Here is a 21,277-nt window from a genome sequence, read left to right on the forward strand (position 1 = left end):
GGAAGGTGATAGCAAGGCGGGGAAGGTACGCAGGAACGGCTAAAATGCCGTGATGTCGCAATTTATACGGCCTTATGTTGTTTTATAACAGCGGCCGGCACGCCCACGGCCGTGCAGTGGGCCGGCAGGTCGCGGACGGCCACGGCGCCCGCGCCCAGGGTCGTGTGCGCCCCTACCGTCACTTGGTTGAGCACCGTGGCATTGGTGCCCAGATACACCCCCGCGCCCAGGTGCGCTTCGCCACCCACGTTGGCGTGGGGCATCAAGGAGCAAAAATCTTCCAGCACGGCATCGTGGCCTACCGTGCAGCCCAAGTTGAGCAGCACGTAGTTTCCTAACTGAATATCCGTTGTTAGAATGCAGCCGTGGGTGATGATGCAGCCCGCCCCAAAGCGCAGACGCTGGTAGGACTGGCAGGCTACGCTAGGGTGAATGAGGGTAGGAAACGACAGAAGGGGCGAGGTAAGCCGGGCCACAATAGCGGCTCGGCTGCGGCTGCTGCCCACGGCCACGGCCACGGCTAGGGGCTCAGGGGTAGCATTGAGGTCGGCAGCGGTGCCGAGGTAAGGTAGGTCGTGCAGGGTAGGGGTGGTGGGCGGCTGGTCGTCGTAGAAGCCGCGCAGGTCCCAGGTAGGCCGCACCTCGTTGAGCTGGCGCACCAGTACCAGCACCTCGCGGCCCAGGCCGCCCGCACCGAAAATGACCAGGGGAAATAGCGGGGACGGTGTAAGAATTTCGCTCATAAAGTAGTGGGTGGGGGCGAGCCAGTGAAAGCAGTGGTAGTGGCCTGGCCAGCGGCGGTGATGCCCTGCGCACCGAGTACCCGCTTAACCGTGCGTAGCAGAATTTGCAGATCCAGCCCTAAGCTTAGGTGGTCCACGTACCACACATCATACCGGAATTTTTCTTCCCAACTGATGGCGTTGCGGCCGTTTACCTGTGCCCAGCCCGTGATGCCCGGCCGTACGTGGTGACGCCGCGTCTGCTCGGGCGAGTACAGTGGCAGGTATTGCATCAGCAAGGGGCGCGGGCCTACCAGGCTCAGGTCGCCGCGCAGCACGTTCCAGAGTTGCGGCAATTCGTCGAGGGAGGTGGCGCGCACCCAGCGGCCAAGGCGGGGTAGGCGCTCGGCATCGGGTAGGAGGTGGCCGTAGGCGTCGCGGGCCTCAGTCATGGTTTGTAGCTTGTACAGCGTGAACAGCTGCCCATCGAAGCCGGGGCGCTGCTGCCGGAATAACACGCGCCCCTGATTTTGTACAGCCAGCAGTGCAGCGGTGCCGAGCAGCAGCGGGGCCGTAAGCACCACCAGCGGCGCCGCCAGCAAAACATCCAGCAGGCGCTTGCCGCGGCGGGTATACCAAGAAGCTGGGGTAGGGAGGTGGGCCATGCGTGCCGCAAAAATACGGTTTCTGTGACGGAGAAGCCGTAGCTTCGCCGCGGGCTGCGCCGGTGGTGTAGCCGTTTATGTACCAACGGGCGCCCTGGCACCGGGCGCCTGCAAGGCGCCTCCACATGCTTGTTTTTCCCAACGCCAAGCTCAACCTTGGCCTCTACGTTACCGGCCAGCGACCCGACGGCTTCCGCAACCTTGAATCGGTGTTTCTACCCTTGCCCTGGACCGATGCCCTAGAAGCTCTACCCGCCCCAGAAACCACGCTCACGCTCACTGGCTTGCCCATTCCCGGCGACCCGGCCACCAACCTCTGCCTGCGGGCCTATGAGCTGCTGAAAGCCGATTTCGACTTGCCGCCCACGCAATTGCACCTGCACAAAGTGGTACCCATTGGGGCCGGGCTAGGCGGCGGCTCGGCCGACGCGGCGTTTGCGTTGCGGGCCCTGAATGACCTGTTCAGCCTACAGCTTTCCACCGAAACACTTGTTGGCTACGCCCGCCGCCTGGGCTCCGATTGCGCCTTTTTCATCGAAAACAAACCCGTTTTTGCTCACGAGAAAGGCGACGTGTTTCAGCCCATCGACCTCAATCTGACCGGTACGCCCTGCGTAGTGGTCTACCCTAACCTGCACATCAGCACTGCCGAAGCTTACGCCCGCGTGGTGCCCGCTACGCCCCGTCACGACTTGCGCGAGGCGCTTCCGCAACCTATGGAGACGTGGCGCCATACCATCAGCAATGATTTTGAGGATGCCCTCACGCCGGTGTACCCAGTGCTGGGCAGCATCAAGCAGCAACTGTATGATGCGGGCGCTACCTACGCCAGCTTGTCGGGCTCAGGCTCGGCGGTGTATGGGTTGTTTGCAGGTAGAGAAGAAACCCCCGCGTTGAAGTGGCCCACAGAGTATACCACGTGGCACGGCCGGCTGTAGGGGCGCTTTGCAGGCGCCCGTCGTTGCTGACGCTGGTGCTTATTTCTCGCTGATAGCCGGTTATTTTGAACGGAGTGAGAAATCTCGCGTGCAGCGGTAATCTCAATCGGTAGGAAACAGGAGCAATGATGGTCGCCTGCAAGGCGCCCCTACACCAGTACTTCCGCCGCGGCGGGCTGGCGCTGGCGACGCTTGTTCCACTGGTCCAGCACCGGATGAATTAGGACGCTGAACAGGATGATGGCCGTGCCCACGTAGAAACCGGCCGACATCTTCTCATGGAAAAAATACACGGCCAGCAAAATGCCATACACGGGCTCCAGATTGATGGTGAGGTTGACTACGAAGGCCGAAATGCGCTTCATCAGTTCCACAGAGGCTGAGAAAGCATATACCGTGCACACGCCCGCCAGCACTAGCAATAGCCACCAATCGTTGCCGTGCAGAGACAAGTGTAAGCCCGCGCCGTTGGTGAAATAGCGGCTGTAGAAGGGTAGGAATAATAAGATGCTCAGGCAGGCCCCGGTCATCTCATAAAAGGTGAGCTGGGTAGGCGTATGCCGCTTCACAAACTTGGAGTTGAGCACGCTAAACAGCGCCGACAGCCCCGCCGATACAATGGCCACGCTCAGCCCCAATAACTGGTTCAGCTCAGCTTGCGACACAATATAGAGCCCTACCATCGTCAGCAAGCCCAGCCCTACCTCGTAGAAACGCACCGGCCGCCACAGAATCAGTGGCTCCAGCAACGAGGTCCATAGCGCCAGCGTGGCCAGGCCCGCTAGGCACACACTCACCGACGACAGCCGCGCCGCCAGGAAAAAGGTAATCCAGTGCGCCGCCACCAGCGTGCCTACTCCTAATAGCCGCGCCGTGTCGGCCGCACCTATCCGCCACGACTGCCGGCGCATCAGCAGCAACCCCAGCAGCCCTATGCTGGCCAGCAACGTGCGCCAGAATACCAACTCCACCGGCGGCAACGAAATCAGTTTGCCCAAAATGGCCGTGAAGCCCCAGAGCAACACAATAAAATGCAGCCGCAGGTAATCTTTTAACATAAAAGTGGGTGAGTGACTGAGTGATTGTTTTAAGTGTGTGAAATGTGGCAGTGAGAACAATTACTTATTCACTCATCCACTCAGTCGCTCGTTAGCGCGGTACAAACCGGTAGAGGCCGGCGCCGATGCAGGAGAAAACGATACTAGGCATCCAAGCGGCTAGCATGGGGTGCATGTCGCCCACGCTGGCCAGGTTGCGGCCCAGAATCACGAAAATGATAAACAAGAAAGCTAGCACGAAGCCCAACGCAATTTGCCCACCTACCCCGGCCCGCGACTTGCGCGAGCTCAGAATCACGCCGATAGCCGTGAGGATGACGATGGCAAAGGGGTAAGAATACCGCTCGTATTTTTCGCTGAGGTATTGCTGGGTATCGTCAGCGCCGCGGTCTATTTTCTGCTGAATAAACTCGTTCAGTTCGGGCAGCGTCATGGTTTCGGCCAGGCGGTATTTACTGGCGAAGTCCTTGGGGTAGAGGTTGAGCGTGGTGTCGCGGGCGGGGATGGTGAGCAAGTTTTCCTGCTGCCCATCGATGGTGCGCACCAGCTGCGGCGAGAGGTGCCACACGTGCTTGGTAGAGTCCCAGCTGATAGCATCAGCCGTGAGGCGGCGGCGTAGCTTGGTGCCATCAATGGTTTCTAGGGCAAAGTGGTAGCCGATGTTGCTGGTGTTGTCGTAGCTCTCCATATAAGCGTAGCTCCGCTCGCCTACCTTCATGTGCACGTTGCGGGCACTAAAGTGATACGGCCGCTTCACGTACAGCCGCTCGAAATTGACGCGGGTTTTGTTGGCCACCGGAATCACCCAACCAATCAGCCCAAACGTGGCCCCGCCAATAATGGCCCCACCCACCAGGTAGGGTAGCAATAGCCGGTTGAAGCTCATACCGCTGGCCAGCATGGCCACAATTTCGGTGCGCTCGGCCAGCCGCGCCGTCACAAACACCACCGCAATAAACACCGTGATGGGCGACAGCAGATTGGCGAAATAGGGAAACAGGTTGACGTAGTAATCCAGCATAATCTTCTTCGCAGGCAGATTATGCTGAATAAACTTGTCGTTCTTCTCCGTGAAATCCACCACGCAAATCACGCTCACCAGCAATAGCACCGTGAACACGAACGCCGTGAGGAATTTCTGGATGATGTATTTATCGAGTAGCCGCATGAATTTAGCTGATAGCTAATAGCTGTTAGCTATTAGCCTTCTGTATAGAATAAATAAGCTAACAGCTATCAGCCATCAGCTAATAGCTTGCTATAAGCGTGTCATCACCTGCTTCACCATCTTGTCCTTCCACTCGCGGAAGGTGCCGGCCAAGATTTGCTCCCGCGCCTGGCCTACCAGCCACAGGTAGAAGCTGAGGTTATGGATAGAGGCAATTTGCGGGCCGAGCATTTCCTGACTCTGAAACAGATGGCGCACGTAGCTGCGTGAGTAAAACGTACTGACGTAGCCACCTAGTTCACGGTCAATCGGCTCGAAGTCGGTAGCCCATTTCTTGTTGGTGATATTCATGATACCCTGCGTGGTGAACAGCATGCCGTTGCGGGCATTACGGGTCGGCATCACACAGTCAAACATATCTACGCCCAACGCTATATTCTCCAGAATATTGGCCGGCGTGCCTACCCCCATCAGGTAGCGTGGCTTGTCTTGGGGTAGGATGTCGCAGACCAACTCGGTCATTTCGTACATCAGCTCGGCGGGCTCGCCCACGCTCAGGCCGCCAATGGCGTTGCCTTCGCGCTGCTGCTCGGCCACAAACTCCGCCGACTTCACCCGCAAATCCTTGAACGTGCTACCCTGCACAATGGGGAACAGCGTTTGGTCGTAACCGTAGTGGCCCTCGGTGCTGTCGAAACGCTCGATGCAGCGTTTCAGCCAACGGTGGGTCATGTCGAGGGAGCGGGCGGCGTAGTCGTACTCGCAGGGCCAGGGCGTGCACTCGTCGAAGGCCATCATAATATCGGCCCCAATGGTGCGCTGAATGTCCATCACGCCCTCGGGCGAAAACAGGTGCTGCGAGCCGTCGATGTGGGAGCGAAACTTCACGCCCTCTTCCTTGATCTTGCGCGTGCCGCTTAGCGAGTAGACTTGGTAGCCACCCGAGTCAGTGAGAATGGGTCGGTCCCAGCCGTTGAACTTGTGCAGGCCGCCGGCTTGGCGCAGCACGTCTAGGCCGGGGCGCAGGTAGAGGTGGTAGGTGTTGCCGAGGATGATCTGCGCCTTGATGTCGTCCTTCAGGTCGCGCTGCTGCACAGCTTTCACGGTGCCGGCTGTGCCCACGGGCATGAAAATGGGCGTTTGAATAGCACCGTGCGCGGTGTGCACTACACCAGCGCGGGCTTTGGACTGCGGGTCCTGGGCAACTAAATCGAAAGTCATATAAGCAAGAGCCTTTCTCGCAGAGATTCGCGGAGGTAGGGGCCGAGGTTCGCAGTGTGTTTGTGAGAACGACACTGCGAACCTCGGCCCCTACCTCCGCGAATCTCTGCGAGAAATGTACGGTAGGAATTTACAAAGGTAACTAATGCCTACTTTTGCCTGCTTATCCTGTTTGCTGTGTTGCCACTTCCTTTTTCCCCGCTGGTATGGCTGCTGCTGGCGTGTGTGCTGGTGCAGCTGTTCTACTTCGCTTACTATTTCCTACCCTTCGCCAACCGGCCACCCGAGCCGGCAGCCGACGCACCCGGCCCCGATGAAGAGCCCGTTTCCATTCTCATCTGCGCCCGCAACGAGTTAGACAATCTGCGCCAGTTGATGCCGTTGCTGCTCCAGCAGGACTACCCCGCCGGCTTCGAAATCATTCTCGTCGATGACCGTTCCAGCGACGAGACCTACCTCTATGTGCAGCAACTCGCGCAGTACTACCCCCACGTGCGGCTGGTAGAAGTGCGCCGCACCCCCGATGGCCTGTCGCCCAAAAAATATGCGCTTACCCTAGGCATCAAAACCGCCCGCTACCCGCGCCTGGTGTTCACCGATGCCGATTGTATACCCGCTACCAATCAGTGGCTCAGGCTGATGCAACGCGGCTTTGCCCAACCCGCCGACATGGTGCTGGGCTACTCTGCCTACACGCCTGCGCCGGGCCTGCTTAATAAGCTGATCCGTTTTGAAACCTTAGTCACCGGAGCACAGTATTTGTCGTTTGCCTGGCGTGGTAAGCCCTACATGGGCGTGGGCCGCAACTTGGCCTACACGCAGCAAACCTTCCGCTCCACCAAAGGGTTTGCATCTCACATTCGCAGCCTGAGCGGCGACGACGACCTGCTGGTGCAGGATGCCGTGGCCCAGGGCGCCCGGGTGGCCGTAGTGGCCGAACCCAGCGCCCATACCCTCAGTGAGCCAGCTGCACAGTGGGGCGCTTGGTGGCGACAAAAACGTCGGCATTTGTCGGCGGGTAAGCGCTACCGTTTCGCCGATAGATGGCGAGTAGGAAACTTTATTGGTACTAATCTGCTTTTTTATTTCACTGCATTTGGACTGTTATTTTCCCGCCCCGATTGGATACCTTTGGCTGTCTTATGGTCGTTACGGACCGGTATCATGTTTCTGACCTATCACCAATTGGGTCGCCGCCTTGATGACCGCCTACCCCCGGCGCTGTTGCCTTTGCTCGACGCCATCTATTCTTTCTACTATCTAGCCCTGGGAATCTCGCTGTTCCTTCACCGCACGCTCCGATGGAAGTAAACAATCAGGAAATACAAAAACAGTTCTCCGCCAAAGCCAAGCACGATTTCAAGCTGATTCGTGCCGCCGTAGAGCAAGGCGACGAAAAGGCTTACGCTGAGCTGATGCAGATCTACAAGAAACCCGTGTATCACGTGGTCTTGAAGATGGTGCGCAACGCCGACGACGCCGAAGACCTTACGATTGAGGCTTTTGCCAAGGCGTTCCGCAATCTGCACAAGTTCAATCCCGAGTATGCGTTCAGCACGTGGCTGTTCCGCATTGCCACCAACAACTGCATCGACTTTATTCGCAAGAATAAAATCAAAACGATGTCGATTGACTCGGCCATCAAGATTGACAATGGCGACGAAATCACCATCGATTTTCGCGACGGCAACCTCAATCCGGCCGAAAACGCCATCAAAAATCAGAAAATCGAAATCATGCAGCACGTGGTATCACGCCTGCCCGATAAGTACCAGCGCCTTGTTACGCTGCGCTACTTCGATGAGCTGAGCTACGAGGAAATTGCGCAGGAGCTAAAAGCCCCCCTCGGCACCGTGAAAGCCCAACTGCACCGTGCCCGCGAGCTGCTCTATGATATGGTAAAGAACAAGAAGCACATTATCTAATGTGCTGATTCTTGATAAGTTGATGATTGATTTGAAAAGCCCTGGCCTCGGTCGGGGCTTTTTGTTTGGGTTGAAACCATCTGTCATCCTGAGCGGAGCGAAGGACCTTCTCACGGTAGAACAAGTCGTTACTACGCTTGTCGTTCTACCGTGAGAAGGTCCTTCGCTCCGCTCAGGATGACAGTGTAGTTACTATGTAGCTGCACTATCTTTGCCCACACCATGGACATCCTCTTCAACTACTTTCCTACCCTCACCGACCACCAGCGTGACCAGTTCCGCCAGCTCGAAACCGAGTTTCGCGGTTGGAATGAGCGCGTGAACCTCATTGCCCGCACCGACGTGGAAAACCTGGCCGAGCGCCATTTTCTGCACTCGTTGGGTATTGCCAAGGTCATAGAATTCCCGGCGGGCTCGTCGGTGCTGGATGTGGGTACGGGCGGTGGCCTGCCCGGCTTGCCGTTGGCTATTTTGTTTCCCGAGGTGAAATTTCACTTGGTAGACAGCATCGGCAAAAAGATTCGAGCGGTAGAAGGAATGGCAGAGGCGCTGCACCTCACCAACGTCACGGCCGAGCAAATTCGTGCCGAGCAGCTACACACCAAATACGACTACATCGTGAGCCGCGCCGTGGCCCGCCTCGCTACCTTCCATACCTGGATTGCGCACCGCTACAAGCCTCACGCCGCTGCCAACAGTGGCCTCTATTACTTAAAAGGCGGCGACCTAACCGAAGAAATTGCCGAATCAGGCCTGAAAGCGCATAGTACAGATCTGAGCGACTTCTTCAACGAAGAGTTCTTTGAAACGAAGAAGGTAGTGTTTGTGCCGAGTCAAAAGGCATAAGAGTTGAGTAGTGAGTTAAAAGAAACGTGTGTCATCCTGAGCTTGCGAAGGACCTTATCACACAAAAACGATTCGTTGTTATGATAGTCGTCCAACTGGCATAAGATCCTTCGCAAGCTCAGGATGACACACGTGTTTTACTACTCACTACTTCTCTTTTCCTACCCCGGCACTTCTGCCGTCAGAAATTCTACGGCCCGGCGTTCAGAGTAATACTTCCCGTCGGGAGTGCCTTCGGCAAAGCCTACGTGGCCGCCAGCGGGTGGCGTTTCTAGGAATACGTACTGGCTGCGCCCTGCTACGTCGCGAGGGTAGCAGGTAGGCGCCAGGAAAGGGTCGTTCTGGGCGTTTACGAGAAGGGTAGGGATGCGGATATGGCTGAGGTAGCGGCCAGAGCTGGCCGTCTCGTAGTATTCGTCGGCCGATTGAAAGCCGTGCATGGGCGCCGTAAAGCGGGCATCAAACTCCGGGAAATCGCGCAGTAAGTCAATGCCCTCCAAATCCACTTGGCCGGGTAGCAACTCGGCCTTCTGTCGCATCTTAGCCCGCAACGATTTCATGAAGCGCGTCATATACACGCGGTTTTCGGGCCGGGCAATCTGGTAGGAGCTGGCTTTTAGATCGGTAGGTACCGAGAAAACGGCTGCCCGCGCCACTTGCGGTGGCACACGCTCGGGGTTTTCACCTAGGTACTTCAGCGTCACGTTGCCACCGGCTGAGAAACCCGTTAGAAACACACGTTGGTAACGGCCAGTAGCCAGCGCGTATCGAATCACGAAATCCAGGTCATCGGTGTCGCCGAGGTGGTAGGAGCGGAGCAGGCGGTTCATCTCGCCGCTACAGCTGCGGTAGTTCCAAGCCAGCGCGTCGAATCCCGCGTTGTTCAAGGCTCGCACCATGCCACGCACATAGGGTCGCGAGGCGTCACCTTCCAGTCCGTGCGATACAATGCCCAGCGTGTCGCGGGCGTTGCCAGCCGGCCGCGACCAGTCGAGGTCCAGAAAGTCACCATCTTCTGTTTCTACCCGCTCGCGCTGGTAGTGCACCTCTGGCACCGAGCGCCACAGGCTGGGCACAATGGTTTGTAAATGACCATTGAACAAGTAAAATGGTGGCCGGTAACGAGATTCAGCGATAACAGGCATGGCAGTTTAGGAAGGGTAGCAAGCAAGCACAGAAGCGTGGAAGTTGTTTCGTGCCATCTGATGTATTCCCGTAAAATAGCAGACTGTGCGCAAATCTGGCTTAGTCGTTTGTTAATTCCAACGAAAGCCGTACCTTTGCCACCCCAACTGAACTGAAACAGAGCAGAACGTACCTATTTCAACCCCATGGCAAACCACAAATCGGCCCTCAAGCGCATCCGTTCCAACGAAGCTAAGCGCGTATTGAACCGTTATCAGGCTAAATCGACCCGTACCGCTATCAAGAAACTCCGCGCTACCACGGTGCAATCCGAAGCACAGGAGCAGCTGAAGAAGGTTTCGTCGATGCTGGACCGGCTGGCTAAAAAGAACATCATTCACAAGAACAAAGCCGCTAACAATAAGTCGAGCCTGGCTAAGTTCGTAAGCTCGCTGGCCGCCTAAGGCGACTCTCTCCAGCGTTCCTGCTCTTTTTAATAGAAAAGGCCCTGCGTGCAAACGCAGGGCCTTTTTGTCTGAACCACGGATTACAGCGGATTTTGTGGACGGTTTGCTGATGTCGTGCATCATTGTTCTGGCTACCTAAGCGGTAGCAACATAAAAAGCGGCTGCCTATTGTAGGCAGCCGCTTTCAGTAATAATCGTCCAAAAAATCCGTGGAATCCGCTATAATCAGAGCGAATCCGTGATTAAGCGACGCTTACCTTCACCATGTTGGTCTTACCTTTTTCCGTAATCGGCATAGAGGCGGTATTGATGAACACGTCGCCTTTTTGCAGGTGGCCGGTAGTGGTCAGAATATTCTTGAGGTCGTCGATGGTGCTGTCGGTGCTGTTCATGCGGTCGTAGTAGAATGAACGTACCCCCCACACCAGGCTTAGGACTGTGAGTAGTTCGCGGCTGTCGGTGAAGATGAAGATATCGGCCTTAGGGCGGTATTTCGACAGTTGGAAAGCGGTATAGCCGCGGTGCGTCATGCCGGTAATGGCCTTGGCACCCGTGTTTTTGGCCAAGTGGCCCGCCGCCGACAACAGACTATCCACCATAAAACCGGGCGAGTTGGAATCGATAGGCACCCAATGGTTGAAGATAGTTTCCGACTTGCTTTCCACGCTCCGGATGATGGCCCCCATCTGCCGGATTACCTCAATGGGGTAGGCGCCCACGGCGGTTTCGGCGGAGAGCATCACGGCGTCGGTACCGTCGAGCACGGCGTTGGCCACGTCGTTGGTTTCGGCGCGGGTAGGGCGGGGGGCCGTAATCATGCTCTCCATCATCTGGGTAGCCACAATCACGGGTTTGCCGGCCTTATTGCACTTCTGAATAATCATTTTCTGCGCCAGCGGTACTTCACCACCGGCAATTTCCACGCCCAGGTCGCCGCGGGCTACCATCACGGCATCCGTGAGGGCAATGATTTCGTCGACATTGCGCAGGCCCTCGGGCGTTTCGATTTTGGCTATGACGCGGGTCTGCTTGCCGGCTTCGGCAATCAGCGACTTAATAAAACGAATGTCCTCGGCGCGGCGCGCAAACGACAAGGCCACCCAGTCCACGTCGTTTTCCAGGCCAAACTTCAAGTCGGCAATGTCCTTCTCCGTCATCGACGGGGCCGACACGTCGGAGTCGGGGAGGTTGATGCCTTTGCGGGGCTTCACGGTGCCGCCGTAGATAACTTCCACGTCTACCTCTTTCTCGCGGTCGGTGGCCAGCACGCGCAGCTCAATCTTGCCGTCGTCAATCAGAATTGCGTCGCCGGGCTTCACGTCGCGGGCCAAGCCCAGGTAGATCGTGCTCAGGCGCTCCGCTGTGCTGATTTCCTTTTCGCCACACACCAGCTTAATCTTGTCGCCGGCCTTGATTTCCACGCTGCCGCCCTCTACTTCGCCCAATCGGATTTTCGGCCCTTGCAAATCCTGCAACAATCCCGCATTGGTGCGCAGGTCTTTGTTCAAGCGACGCACCGTATTAATAACGTTCAGGTGCGTTTCGTGCTCACCGTGCGAGAAATTCAGGCGGAACACGTTGACACCCTCACGGATAAGGGCGCCCAAACGCTCGTACGTATCAGAAGCCGGACCAACGGTGGCTACAATCTTGGTTTTATTGAAATGAGGACGTGGTTCCATGCAAGAGAAGAAGAGAATGGTATGTCTGGTGGTACGAAAAAACAGGTAGAGTGCGAGGCACAGTGCTACAAAGGTAGCGGAACCTAGGGCTTCTGCCCCAGGGCAAGAGGATAGGGGTGTGTTAGAAAAACAAATTCTCCTTGAATTCCAGTTGGTTGGGGTCTAGTTGACACACATGTTGTACGTCTTCCAGCGCTGTAAGGCGTGCTAGCACCTGCTCCGGCGCCAGTGTGCCCGTGCCGTTGCTGATTTGTAGTAGGTAGTCGTACTGCCGCACATCGGGCGCGAGGTAGGGCTTTTTGAGGGTAGAGGGCGCCACCGAGCGGTTGCGAAACAGGCGCAACGTGCACGTGTGCGTAGTGTGCAGATAATTGCTGATCACCAGCCGACCGCGGCTGAGCAAATCGTAGATGATATCCTGCTGTTTTACCAAGCGCAGGCGCAGGTCGGCATTCAGCAGCCAGGCCAGGCGATGCTCTCGGGTAGAGGAAACCAGGCCAAATAACTCGAAGTCGCAGTCGTATTCAAAGTCGAGAGTCAGGGTTTTCATCGGCTGAGTATCAAGGGAAAACAAGCAAAAGTAGGGAGGCGCTAAACGCGTTGGAACCAGCCCGGCCATAATGTTGTACCTGTAAGATTAGACCGGGTTTGTTTGACAATGTTAGCGAAGATGGTGTTATTTGTGCCTAGTTTTCCTCAAACCCCCACGGAAATGTCTGAAATCGCAGAAAAAGTAAAAGCCATTATCATCGATAAGCTAGGTGTAGAAGCTTCGGAAGTAACGCCAGAGGCTAGCTTCACCAACGATCTGGGCGCCGACTCGCTCGATACCGTTGAGTTGATCATGGAATTTGAAAAAGAGTTTAACGTGTCTATCCCCGACGATCAGGCTGAAAACATTGCTACCGTAGGGCAGGCAATCAGCTACCTCGAGGAGCACGCTAAGTAGTCGTTCGCGACTTCTTTTTACGGCTTATAGCTCATCGGCCGGCTTGCCGCCGGCCGTTTTGCTTTTCCCACCCTTTCCTATTCTTTCGTTTCTTCCTTAGCCTATGTCTCTTCGGAGAGTTGTTGTGACCGGCATTGGGGCCATTACCCCACTTGGCAGCACGGCCCCCGCCTACTGGGAAGGCCTGGCGCAGGGCGTGAGCGGCGCGGGGCCTATCACCCGTTTCGACGCCAGCAAGTTCAAAACGCGCTTCGCCTGCGAAGTGAAAAATTATACCCCCGACGACTACTTCGACCGCAAGGAAGGTAGGAAGATGGACCTCTTCACGCAATTTGGTGTGATTGCCAGCGATGAAGCCATTAAGGACGCTGGTTTGCACGAGAGTGGCGTTAATAAAGATCGGGTAGGCGTGATTTGGGGCTCTGGCATCGGTGGCCTCACCACCTTCCAGCAGGAATCTTTCAACTTTGCCAAGGGCGACGGCACGCCGCGCTACAACCCGTTCTTCATTCCGAAGATGATTGCTGACTCCTCGTCGGGCAACATCTCTATCAAGAACGGCTTCCGCGGCCCCAACTTCGTGACCACGTCGGCTTGCGCTTCCTCGTCCGACTCCATCGTATCGGCCTACAATTACATCCGTTTGGGGATGGCCGATGTGGTCGTAACCGGCGGCTCGGAGGCGGCTATTACCGAGGCCGGGGTAGGGGGCTTTAATGCCCTGAAGGCCATGAGCGAGCGGAACGACGACCCTGCTACCGCCTCGCGTCCTTATGATAAGGACCGCGACGGATTTGTATTGGGCGAAGGCGGCGGCGCGCTGGTAGTAGAAGACTACGAACACGCGAAAGCCCGCGGCGCGAAAATATACGCCGAAATCATTGGCGGTGGCCTGTCTTCGGATGCCTACCACATTACGGCGCCTGACCCTACGGGCGAGGGTGTAGTGCTGGTGATGCAGAACGCCCTGCGTGATGCTGGCATCACGCCGGAAGATGTAGACTACATTAACACCCACGGCACCAGCACGCCGCTGGGCGATGGCGCTGAAATCAAGGCTATTCAAAAGGTGTTTGGTGAGGCCGCGTACAACCTCAACATCTCCTCCACCAAAAGCATGACCGGCCACTTGTTAGGCGGCGCGGGTGGTATTGAGGCCGTAGCCAGCATTCTGGCCATTCAGCACGGCATCATTCCGCCTACTATTAATCACTTCACGGACGACCCGGAACTGGATGCGCGGCTGAACTTCACCTTTAACGAGGCGCAGAAACGCGAGGTGAACATTGCCGTGAGCAATACGTTCGGGTTTGGCGGCCACAATACGTCGGTGGTCTTCCGTAAATTCCGCGACTAATGCCGAGGCCCGGTCAGCCCTTGCCTGTATTTGGATTTTTTCGGCGGTTGCTAGGGCACGACCGGGCCTTTCGGCAGGCCATTACCACGATGACGGGCGTCTCGCCCGACAATGTGCGCGTATATCGGCTGGCATTTACGCACTCCTCAGTGGTGCGGCAGCAGCCGGAGCAAGGCAGGCACCAGAGCAACGAGCGCCTGGAGTTTCTGGGCGACGCCGTGCTGGGGACCATCGTGGCCGAGTACCTGTTTCGTAAGTTTCCCTACGAGCAGGAAGGCTTCCTGACGGAGATGCGCAGCCGCATCGTCAACCGCGAAAGCCTCAATCAGCTTGCCCTCAAGCTGGGCCTCGATAAGCTGGTGCAGCTGGATGCCACTCAGGGTAGGGCGGCCCGCTCGCGCTCCGTGAACGGCAACGCGCTGGAGGCACTCGTAGGCGCCGTCTACCTCGACCAGGGCTATAAGGTAGCCCGCAAATTTGTGCTCAGCCGCCTGATTAAGCCCTTTGTGGATGTGAAGTCGTTGACCGAAACCACGTCCAACTTCAAAAGCAAACTCATCGAGTGGGCACAGCGGCAAGGCAAGGTAGTGCGCTACGAGTTGGCCGGCGAGCCACGCGGGGGCGGTGTGATGGAGTTTTCGGCCACGCTGTTCGTTGATGAAGCTGTGGTGGCAACGGGAATGGGCCTCTCAAAGAAACAGGCGGAGCAACTGGCCGCCGAACGCGCCCTAACCGCACTGGGTCTGTAATCATCTTACTATCAATGTCAAAAGCCGGCTGCTTGCCCAATAAAAGGGTAGGCGGCCGGCTTTTTATTTATCATCTGAGCCAGAGTTTACGTACACCCTACCCAACTGCAGGCAGTCCTGACCTGAAACCATGCCCTACTTCAATGGTTAGAGACGGGTAGGACGTCTGCTGCCAATTACTACCTTCGCGGCATCTGCTTCCGCATTTCATCTCACACCTAACACCGCTAGAAACTTTCTTTCCCAATGAGCGCACCACAACCAAAAAACTACGCCTTCGGCATGATTGGCCTGGGTACTATGGGCCGCAACTTGCTGCTAAACATGGCCGACCACGATTTTTCCGTGGCTGGCTATGATAAGGACACCAGCAAAATTCCGCTGCTGCACAAGGAAGCCAACGAAGACGGGGTAGAAAATGTGGAGGGCTTTTCGGACCTGGGTGCTTTTGTGCAAAGCCTGGCCAAACCCCGCGTGGTGATGATGCTTGTGCCAGCCGGCAAGATTGTGGACAGCGTAATCTCAGAAATTACGCCCCTGCTCGACCAAGGCGATATGCTGATTGATGGTGGTAACTCCTATTTCTTGGATACTACGCGCCGAGCGCAGGAACTGGAAGTAAAAGGGCTGCATTTCTTCGGGATGGGCATTTCGGGTGGGGAGGAAGGCGCGCGGCGCGGTCCCAGTATGATGCCGGGCGGCGACCAGGATGCCTACCAGAAGATGAAACCTGTGCTGGAGGCTGTAGCGGCTAAAGTAGGCGGTGAGCCGTGCGTGACGTACATCGGGCCGGGCGCTTCTGGCCACTTTGTGAAAATGGTGCACAACGGCATCGAGTACGGCATTATGCAGCTGCTGGCCGAGACATATGATGTAATGAAAAACGGCCTGGGCATGAGCAACGAAGCTATGCAGCAGGTATATGCCAAGTGGAACGAGGGCCGCTTGCAGTCTTTCTTGGTAGACATCACCAAGGACATTTTTGCCTACATCGCCCCCGACACCGACCACCTGCTGCTAGACGACATCAAAGACGAAGCCCGCTCCAAGGGCACTGGCAAGTGGACGTCGCAGATTGCGATGGACCTACAAGTGCCCTTGTCGCTAATTGACGAAGCCGTAGCGATGCGCGATTTATCGAAGTATAAATCGCTGCGTGAGGAGATGGAAAAGGTGTATCAGGCACGTCCTACCCCCAGCAAAGAAGACCAGGAGCAGCAACTGCAAGAGTTGGAGCAAGCCATGTATTTCAGCATGATCATCGCCTACGCCCAAGGCATGCACATGCTGGCTCGTGCTTCGGAAGAGTATGCGTATAACCTGAACCTGGCCAATATTTCTAAAATCTGGCGTGGGGGCTGCATTATTCGCTCCGAGTTTCTGAATACTATCTACAACGCTTATCAGCAGAAGCCTGATCTGGCCCACTTGCTGCTCGATGACAACGTGCGCCAGCAGGTGCAGGAGTCGGTAGCCGGGGCACGTGCGGTGGTAGCGCGCGCGGCCACGATGGGTATTGGTACACCCGCGTTGGCTGCTTCGCTCAGCTACTTCGATACGCTGCGCACCGGCCGGATGCCTTCCAACCTGATTCAGGCCCAGCGCGACTACTTTGGTGCACACACCTACGAGCTCGTTGGACACGAGGGCGTGTTTCACACCCAGTGGACGCCCTCGCACGAAGCCGCCGAAAACAAAGAAGATACGCACCGCGGTACTGGCACCGAGAATGAAACGCCGGTTACGCCCAACAAATAATTCGTGTCTTCCATCATCACTCGCTACGACTTACGCATGAGTAATAAAGATAAAATCCGGCCGACCATTTTTGTCATCTTCGGGGGAACCGGCGATTTGAACGCCCGCAAGCTGGCACCGGCACTGTATAATTTGTTTCTGGATGGGTGGCTCCCTGCGCAGTTCGCTATCCTGAGCACGGGCCGCACCAAGCTAACAGACGAAGCCTACCGTGACAGGGTGAAGGAAGACATCAACAAGTTTTCGCGTCGTGGCAAGGCTGGACTGGAGAAGTGGGAGGAGTTTGCGCAGCACCTAACCTACCAGGTATCCGACCTGAACGATGCGGCTACCTACACGCAATTTGGCGAGCGGGTGGCCGAGCACGAAGCCGAGTGGAACACTACGGCGCAGGTGATTTACTACCTGGCCGTATCGCCCAACTTCTTCCCCATCATCGCCCGCAACCTCTCGGAAGCCAAGCTGGCCGAGGACCCCGACCGCGTGCGCATTGTGATTGAGAAGCCGTTTGGGCACGATCTGGAAACGGCTAAGGAGTTGAACGACCTGCTGGCTGGTATTTTTCAGGAGCGTCAGATCTACCGCATCGACCACTACCTGGGTAAGGAAACGGTGCAGAATATCATGGCCTTCCGCTTTGCCAATGCCATTCTGGAGCCGCTCTGGAACCGCAACTACATTGAGCACGTGCAGATTTCCGTGACCGAGCAGCTGGGCATGGGCGAGCGGGGCGACTACTATGACGGCTCGGGTGCCCTGCGCGATATGATCCAAAACCACCTGTTGCAGCTGCTGTGCCTGGTGGCCATGGAGCCGCCCGTGAGCTTTGAGGCCGACGAAGTGCGTAACCGTAAGGTAGATGTACTGCGCGCTATGCGCCGCTTTGGACCGGAAGAAGTGCGTTCGGCCGCTGTGCGCGGGCAATATGCCAAGGGGTGGGTAGAGGGCAAAGAAGTGCCTGGCTACCGCGAAGAAAACAAGGTAGACCCCGACTCGAACACCGAAACCTTTGCCGCTATCAAGTTCTTCGTGGATAACTGGCGCTGGCAGGGCGTACCGTTCTACCTGCGCACGGGCAAGCGTTTGCATCGCTCGGCGTCCATCATTACCATTCAGTTTAAAGACGTGCCCCACCTGATTTTCCCAACCGAATCGGCGGAGGCGTGGCACCAAAACCGGCTGGTTATCAGCATTCAGCCCGAAATGAGCATTCGCTTGCAAGTGCAGGCCAAGCGCCCCGGCTTGGATATGGTGCTGAATCGAGTAGACATGGTGTTCGACTACCAAGGTACTTATACCAACGATACGCCCGAGGCCTACGAAACCCTGCTGCTGGACACGATGCTCGGCGACCAAACGCTGTTTATGCGCGGCGACCAAGTAGAAGCTGCATGGGACCTTATTATGCCGATTCTCAATGCCTGGGAAAACAAAAAGAGCATGAACTTCCCTAACTACTCCGCTGACTCCTGGGGGCCGGAAATTGCCGAGGCGCTCATCGCCCGCGACGGTTACCATTGGTTTACGCTACCCCTTCACGATAAAAAAGAGTGCTAATGGCTATTCGCGTTTTTAAATCGTCGGAGGAAGCATCGCGGGCGCTGGCAGAGTATTTTGTGGCGACGGGCAACGAGGCCATTGCGGCGCGTGGTCGGTTTGCAGTGGCGCTGTCGGGCGGGTCGTCGCCCAAAAAGTTGTTTGAGCTACTGGCCGCCGACTACCGCGACCAACTAGCCTGGGATAAGGTGGATTTCTTTTGGGGTGATGAGCGCTACGTGCCGCACACCGACCCCAACAGCAATTACCTGATGGCCAAAAAAGCCCTACTCGACCCGTTGGACATTCAGCCGGCGCAAATCTTTGCCGTCGATACAAGCCTGAGCCCTTCGGAAGCGGCGGCCGCCTACACGCGCACGATGCAGCGCTATTTCGATAGCGAAAATTTCCTACCCCTCGATCTGGACTTGCTAGGGCTAGGCGACAACGCCCACACGGCTTCGCTGTTTCCGCATACCTCTGTGCTCACCGATGAAACCGTGAGTGTGCAGGCGCTTTATATCGAAGAAGTGCAGGCCAACCGCGTTACCATGACGGCCCCGCTGCTGAATCAGGCCCGTGCCACCGTGTTTTTGGTGTACGGTGAGGGCAAGGCCGAAGCCGTGCGGCAGATCTTGGAAGAGGGGCGTGATATCCAGCGCTACCCTGCTCAACTGATCCAGCCTGAAAATGGTAACGTCACGTGGTTTCTGGACGAAGCTGCCGCCAGCAAGCTGACACAGAAGTAACTTTTTACTTATATAGAACGTCATGCCTCATCCGGCGTCCGCTTGCCGAAGCACCTCGCGTGCTGATGTTGGATACTATCTTCCGTCAGCACGCGAGATGCTTCGGCAAGCGGACGCCGGATGAGGCATGACGTTCTGACGTTATTTATATTCACAATTTCACCTTTACAACTTCATTCTTATGCGTATCGCCGGCGCAGCGCTTAACCAAATTCCTTTTGCGTGGCAGCATAACCTGCGCACCATTCGCACGGCCATCGAGCAGGCCCAGGAGTCGGGGGTAGAGTTGCTGTGTTTGCCCGAGCTATGCCTGACCGGCTACAATTGCGAAGATCTGTTTCTGAGCGATTGGCTGTGCGAAGCGGCACTGGAATATTTGCAGCAAATCCTGCCCTGGACTGAAGGCATTCTGGTGTGTGTGGGCCTACCTGTGCGGCTGGAAGGGCGCACGTACAACACCAGTTGCGTGCTGCGCGATGGCGAAATTTTAGGTTTCGCTGCCAAGCAGTTTCTGGCCAACGACGGCGTACACTACGAAACGCGCTTTTTCTACCCCTGGCCGGCTGGCGAAACCACAACCGTGCGCTGGCAGGGGCACGAATGGCCGCTCGGCGACCTAACCTTCGAGCACAAAGGCGTACGTTTCGGCTTCGAGATTTGCGAAGACGCCTGGCGCCCCGACAACGTGCGCCCCGCGTCCCGGTTGCAGGGTAGGGTAGACCTGATTGTGAATCCCTCGGCCAGCCATTTTGCCATGAGCAAAACGGACTTGCGTTACAAGCTGGTGCTCAACGCTTCGCGCAATTTTCATTGTACCTACCTCTACGCCAACCTGCTCGGCAACGAAGCCGGCCGCATCATCTACGACGGCGAGATTCTAGTGGCCCGCGAAGGACATTTGCTGACACGCAATCAGTTGCTGAGCTTCAAGGAAGTGGATGTGGAATGCGTGGACGTGGATTTTGCCACGCCCCTGGAGCCGGCCGCCGAAATTCAGCCGCTCCCTACCCCCGATGAATATCTGGAATTGAACCAAGCCCTGAGCTTGGCCTTATTCGACTACATGCGCAAGGCCCGCACCCGCGGCTTCGTGCTGAGCCTATCGGGCGGGGCCGACTCGTGCATGTGCGCGGTTTCGGTGGCGGAAATGGTGCGGCTGGGCACGGCTGAGCTGGGCACGGCCGAGTTTATGCGCCGTACGGGCTGCTTCACGGCCGAGGATATTGTGAACATTACCGGCCAGACGGAGGCGCCCACCGCGCAGGAGCACCGCGCTGCCGCCGACGGAACACCGCAGGAAGCGCCTTCGGATAACCTACCTAAAGCCAGCACCGAAGTAACCTCCGACGAGCAGCGCCAGACCAACCGCCGCATCACTGGCCGCCTGCTCACGTGCGCCTACCAGGGCACCGTCAATTCCTCCGACGACACCCTAAATTCGGCGCAGGAATTGGCCGAGGAGCTGGGTGCGGTGTTCTACAACTGGAACATCGACGACGAAGTAACGGGCTACGTCAGCAAAATAGCCAGTGCATTGGACCGCCCTCTTACCTGGCAAACCGACGACCTAGCCCTGCAAAACATTCAGGCGCGGGTGCGGGCGCCCGGCATCTGGTTGCTGGCCAACGTGCTCAACGCCTTGCTCATCACTACCTCCAACCGTTCCGAAGCCTCGGTGGGCTACTGCACCATGGATGGCGACACTGCCGGTAGCATTTCGCCCATTGCCGGTGTGGACAAGGCTTTTGTAAAGCAATGGCTACGCTGGGCCGAAGTGGAGCGCCACTATCCCGCTCTACGCCACGTGAATGCCCTGCAACCCACTGCCGAGCTTCGCCCGCTAGAAGAAAAGCAAACCGACGAGCGCGACCTGATGCCCTACGTATTGCTCAACCGCATCGAGCGCCTAGCTTTCTACAGCCGCCTCAGTCCGGCCCAGGTGCTCGCTACCCTACTCGAAGAAGACTCCACCGCCGACCGCGAACAATTGAAAGTCTACGTGAAGCGTTTCTTCTCCTTGTGGAGCCGCAACCAGTGGAAGCGCGAGCGGTATGCCCCCGCCTTCCACCTCGACGACTACAACGTGGACCCCCGCTCTTGGCTGCGCTTCCCCATTCTCAGCGGTGGCTATACCGAGGAACTAAACGCGCTGTAGCTATCCAGGCAGCAGGGCTCGTTTCTCAATGGGCATGGTATGATTCGCTGATGAAGCTGTTTATGAAGTCGTCAAACCGTCATGCTGCGCGTGCTTCGACAGGCTCAGCATGACGGTCGAATTGGTTCGGAATGACCTGCTAATTAGCTTATGTGAAAATATAGTTCTGTTTCACAAGTAGTTGTGTTTTATTTGAAGGAGCTGAGC

General features: G+C 56.8%; 20 protein-coding genes. 12 read left to right on the top strand and 8 right to left on the bottom strand.

The genetic code is table 11. The features are described 5' to 3' along the window. Positions 1 to 62 precede the first annotated feature (62 nt). Together F1C16_RS01645 and F1C16_RS01650 are read right to left on the bottom strand one after the other, a co-directional pair. Positions 63 to 743: an acetyltransferase gene (locus F1C16_RS01645; protein ID WP_185282654.1), complete on the bottom strand. Its 681-nt coding sequence runs from the start codon at positions 741 to 743 to the stop codon at positions 63 to 65. Then, positions 740 to 1,387: a sugar transferase gene (locus tag F1C16_RS01650; protein WP_185282655.1), complete on the bottom strand. Its 648-nt coding sequence runs from the start codon at positions 1,385 to 1,387 to the stop codon at positions 740 to 742. Before F1C16_RS01650 ends, F1C16_RS01645 begins: the two co-directional genes overlap by 4 nt. 125 nt (positions 1,388 to 1,512) lie before the next feature. Between F1C16_RS01650 and ispE the strand changes: the two genes are divergently transcribed. Continuing rightward, the gene (gene ispE, locus F1C16_RS01655) at positions 1,513 to 2,325 is read left to right on the top strand and encodes a 4-(cytidine 5'-diphospho)-2-C-methyl-D-erythritol kinase (protein WP_185282656.1); all 813 of its coding nucleotides are present in this window, start codon (positions 1,513 to 1,515) and stop codon (positions 2,323 to 2,325) included. A 149-nt stretch (positions 2,326 to 2,474) separates the two neighbouring features. On the opposite strand, the gene F1C16_RS01660 is transcribed toward ispE, so the two are convergent. The 3 genes from F1C16_RS01660 to tgt form a co-directional block, all read right to left on the bottom strand. Further along, positions 2,475 to 3,383, bottom strand: a complete 909-nt coding sequence (locus F1C16_RS01660) for a DMT family transporter (protein WP_185282657.1) — start codon at positions 3,381 to 3,383, stop codon at positions 2,475 to 2,477. Between the two features lie 91 nt (positions 3,384 to 3,474). Then, entirely contained in the window at positions 3,475 to 4,551 is a 1,077-nt protein-coding gene (locus F1C16_RS01665; protein ID WP_185282658.1) for an LptF/LptG family permease, read from the bottom strand. A gap of 90 nt (positions 4,552 to 4,641) precedes the next feature. After that, positions 4,642 to 5,772 (bottom strand): tRNA guanosine(34) transglycosylase Tgt, encoded by a 1,131-nt coding sequence (gene tgt / locus F1C16_RS01670; protein ID WP_185282659.1) that lies wholly within the window; start codon positions 5,770 to 5,772, stop codon positions 4,642 to 4,644. 177 nt (positions 5,773 to 5,949) lie between these two features. Between tgt and F1C16_RS01675 the strand changes: the two genes are divergently transcribed. The 3 genes from F1C16_RS01675 to rsmG all read left to right on the top strand — a co-directional run bounded on the left by F1C16_RS01675 (position 5,950) and on the right by rsmG (position 8,543). Continuing rightward, positions 5,950 to 7,083 carry a glycosyltransferase gene (locus F1C16_RS01675; RefSeq protein ID WP_185282660.1) on the top strand — a complete coding sequence of 378 codons (1,134 nt, stop codon included), beginning with the start codon at positions 5,950 to 5,952 and terminating at the stop codon, positions 7,081 to 7,083. Continuing rightward, positions 7,074 to 7,697, top strand: coding sequence for an RNA polymerase sigma factor (locus tag F1C16_RS01680; RefSeq protein WP_185282661.1), 624 nt, complete (start codon positions 7,074 to 7,076; stop codon positions 7,695 to 7,697). The genes F1C16_RS01675 and F1C16_RS01680 overlap by 10 nt, the downstream gene beginning before the upstream one ends. 222 nt (positions 7,698 to 7,919) lie before the next feature. Further along, on the top strand, positions 7,920 to 8,543 hold the full coding sequence (gene rsmG / locus F1C16_RS01685; RefSeq protein WP_185282662.1) for a 16S rRNA (guanine(527)-N(7))-methyltransferase RsmG: 624 nt from the start codon (positions 7,920 to 7,922) through the stop codon (positions 8,541 to 8,543). 161 nt (positions 8,544 to 8,704) lie between these two features. Here rsmG and F1C16_RS01690 read toward each other — a convergent pair whose 3' ends face one another. Next, positions 8,705 to 9,688 (bottom strand): YheT family hydrolase, encoded by a 984-nt coding sequence (locus F1C16_RS01690; protein WP_185282663.1) that lies wholly within the window; start codon positions 9,686 to 9,688, stop codon positions 8,705 to 8,707. 186 nt (positions 9,689 to 9,874) lie between these two features. Here F1C16_RS01690 and rpsT point away from each other — a divergent pair, with 186 nt between their 5' ends. Continuing rightward, positions 9,875 to 10,132 carry a 30S ribosomal protein S20 gene (gene rpsT, locus F1C16_RS01695; protein WP_185282664.1) on the top strand — a complete coding sequence of 86 codons (258 nt, stop codon included), beginning with the start codon at positions 9,875 to 9,877 and terminating at the stop codon, positions 10,130 to 10,132. A gap of 245 nt (positions 10,133 to 10,377) precedes the next feature. Here the strand turns inward: rpsT and pyk are convergent, their stop codons facing one another. Both pyk and F1C16_RS01705 read right to left on the bottom strand, forming a co-directional pair. Next, a complete protein-coding gene (pyk, locus tag F1C16_RS01700; RefSeq protein WP_185282665.1) occupies positions 10,378 to 11,817 on the bottom strand; it encodes a pyruvate kinase in 1,440 nt (479 codons plus the stop codon). Between the two features lie 121 nt (positions 11,818 to 11,938). After that, positions 11,939 to 12,367, bottom strand: coding sequence for an IPExxxVDY family protein (locus F1C16_RS01705; protein WP_185282666.1), 429 nt, complete (start codon positions 12,365 to 12,367; stop codon positions 11,939 to 11,941). A gap of 162 nt (positions 12,368 to 12,529) precedes the next feature. Between F1C16_RS01705 and F1C16_RS01710 the strand changes: the two genes are divergently transcribed. The 7 genes from F1C16_RS01710 (at position 12,530) to nadE (ending at position 21,070) form a co-directional block, all read left to right on the top strand. Beyond that, complete coding sequence (locus F1C16_RS01710) at positions 12,530 to 12,766, top strand: acyl carrier protein (protein WP_073109216.1); 237 nt, start codon at positions 12,530 to 12,532, stop codon at positions 12,764 to 12,766. Between the two features lie 103 nt (positions 12,767 to 12,869). Next, the gene (gene fabF, locus F1C16_RS01715; protein WP_185282667.1) at positions 12,870 to 14,123 is read left to right on the top strand and encodes a beta-ketoacyl-ACP synthase II; all 1,254 of its coding nucleotides are present in this window, start codon (positions 12,870 to 12,872) and stop codon (positions 14,121 to 14,123) included. A 20-nt stretch (positions 14,124 to 14,143) separates the two neighbouring features. Then, entirely contained in the window at positions 14,144 to 14,872 is a 729-nt protein-coding gene (gene rnc / locus F1C16_RS01720; protein ID WP_258048989.1) for a ribonuclease III, read from the top strand. A 246-nt stretch (positions 14,873 to 15,118) separates the two neighbouring features. Next, the gene (gene gndA, locus F1C16_RS01725; protein ID WP_185282669.1) at positions 15,119 to 16,630 is read left to right on the top strand and encodes an NADP-dependent phosphogluconate dehydrogenase; all 1,512 of its coding nucleotides are present in this window, start codon (positions 15,119 to 15,121) and stop codon (positions 16,628 to 16,630) included. Positions 16,631 to 16,666: 36 nt separating this feature from the next. Then, on the top strand, positions 16,667 to 18,187 hold the full coding sequence (zwf, locus tag F1C16_RS01730; RefSeq protein ID WP_185284186.1) for a glucose-6-phosphate dehydrogenase: 1,521 nt from the start codon (positions 16,667 to 16,669) through the stop codon (positions 18,185 to 18,187). Further along, positions 18,187 to 18,915: a 6-phosphogluconolactonase gene (gene pgl / locus F1C16_RS01735; protein ID WP_185282670.1), complete on the top strand. Its 729-nt coding sequence runs from the start codon at positions 18,187 to 18,189 to the stop codon at positions 18,913 to 18,915. The genes zwf and pgl overlap by 1 nt, the downstream gene beginning before the upstream one ends. Before the next feature lie 181 nt (positions 18,916 to 19,096). Beyond that, a complete protein-coding gene (nadE, locus tag F1C16_RS01740; protein WP_185282671.1) occupies positions 19,097 to 21,070 on the top strand; it encodes an NAD(+) synthase in 1,974 nt (657 codons plus the stop codon). Positions 21,071 to 21,277: the final 207 nt, after the last annotated feature.

This window comes from Hymenobacter sp. NBH84 (assembly GCF_014217645.1).
In the GTDB taxonomy this organism is placed as follows: Bacteria; Bacteroidota; Bacteroidia; order Cytophagales; family Hymenobacteraceae; genus Hymenobacter; species Hymenobacter profundi.

Coding starts and splice junctions, on each gene's coding strand:
- F1C16_RS01645 (WP_185282654.1), bottom strand. CDS start 743: ATGAGCGAAATTCTTACACCGTCCCCGCTATTTCCCCTGGTCATTTTC.
- F1C16_RS01650 (WP_185282655.1), bottom strand. CDS start 1,387: ATGGCCCACCTCCCTACCCCAGCTTCTTGGTATACCCGCCGCGGCAAG.
- ispE (WP_185282656.1), top strand. CDS start 1,513: ATGCTTGTTTTTCCCAACGCCAAGCTCAACCTTGGCCTCTACGTTACC.
- F1C16_RS01660 (WP_185282657.1), bottom strand. CDS start 3,383: ATGTTAAAAGATTACCTGCGGCTGCATTTTATTGTGTTGCTCTGGGGC.
- F1C16_RS01665 (WP_185282658.1), bottom strand. CDS start 4,551: ATGCGGCTACTCGATAAATACATCATCCAGAAATTCCTCACGGCGTTC.
- tgt (WP_185282659.1), bottom strand. CDS start 5,772: ATGACTTTCGATTTAGTTGCCCAGGACCCGCAGTCCAAAGCCCGCGCT.
- F1C16_RS01680 (WP_185282661.1), top strand. CDS start 7,074: ATGGAAGTAAACAATCAGGAAATACAAAAACAGTTCTCCGCCAAAGCC.
- rsmG (WP_185282662.1), top strand. CDS start 7,920: ATGGACATCCTCTTCAACTACTTTCCTACCCTCACCGACCACCAGCGT.
- F1C16_RS01690 (WP_185282663.1), bottom strand. CDS start 9,688: ATGCCTGTTATCGCTGAATCTCGTTACCGGCCACCATTTTACTTGTTC.
- rpsT (WP_185282664.1), top strand. CDS start 9,875: ATGGCAAACCACAAATCGGCCCTCAAGCGCATCCGTTCCAACGAAGCT.
- pyk (WP_185282665.1), bottom strand. CDS start 11,817: ATGGAACCACGTCCTCATTTCAATAAAACCAAGATTGTAGCCACCGTT.
- F1C16_RS01705 (WP_185282666.1), bottom strand. CDS start 12,367: ATGAAAACCCTGACTCTCGACTTTGAATACGACTGCGACTTCGAGTTA.
- F1C16_RS01710 (WP_073109216.1), top strand. CDS start 12,530: ATGTCTGAAATCGCAGAAAAAGTAAAAGCCATTATCATCGATAAGCTA.
- fabF (WP_185282667.1), top strand. CDS start 12,870: ATGTCTCTTCGGAGAGTTGTTGTGACCGGCATTGGGGCCATTACCCCA.
- gndA (WP_185282669.1), top strand. CDS start 15,119: ATGAGCGCACCACAACCAAAAAACTACGCCTTCGGCATGATTGGCCTG.
- zwf (WP_185284186.1), top strand. CDS start 16,667: ATGAGTAATAAAGATAAAATCCGGCCGACCATTTTTGTCATCTTCGGG.
- pgl (WP_185282670.1), top strand. CDS start 18,187: ATGGCTATTCGCGTTTTTAAATCGTCGGAGGAAGCATCGCGGGCGCTG.
- nadE (WP_185282671.1), top strand. CDS start 19,097: ATGCGTATCGCCGGCGCAGCGCTTAACCAAATTCCTTTTGCGTGGCAG.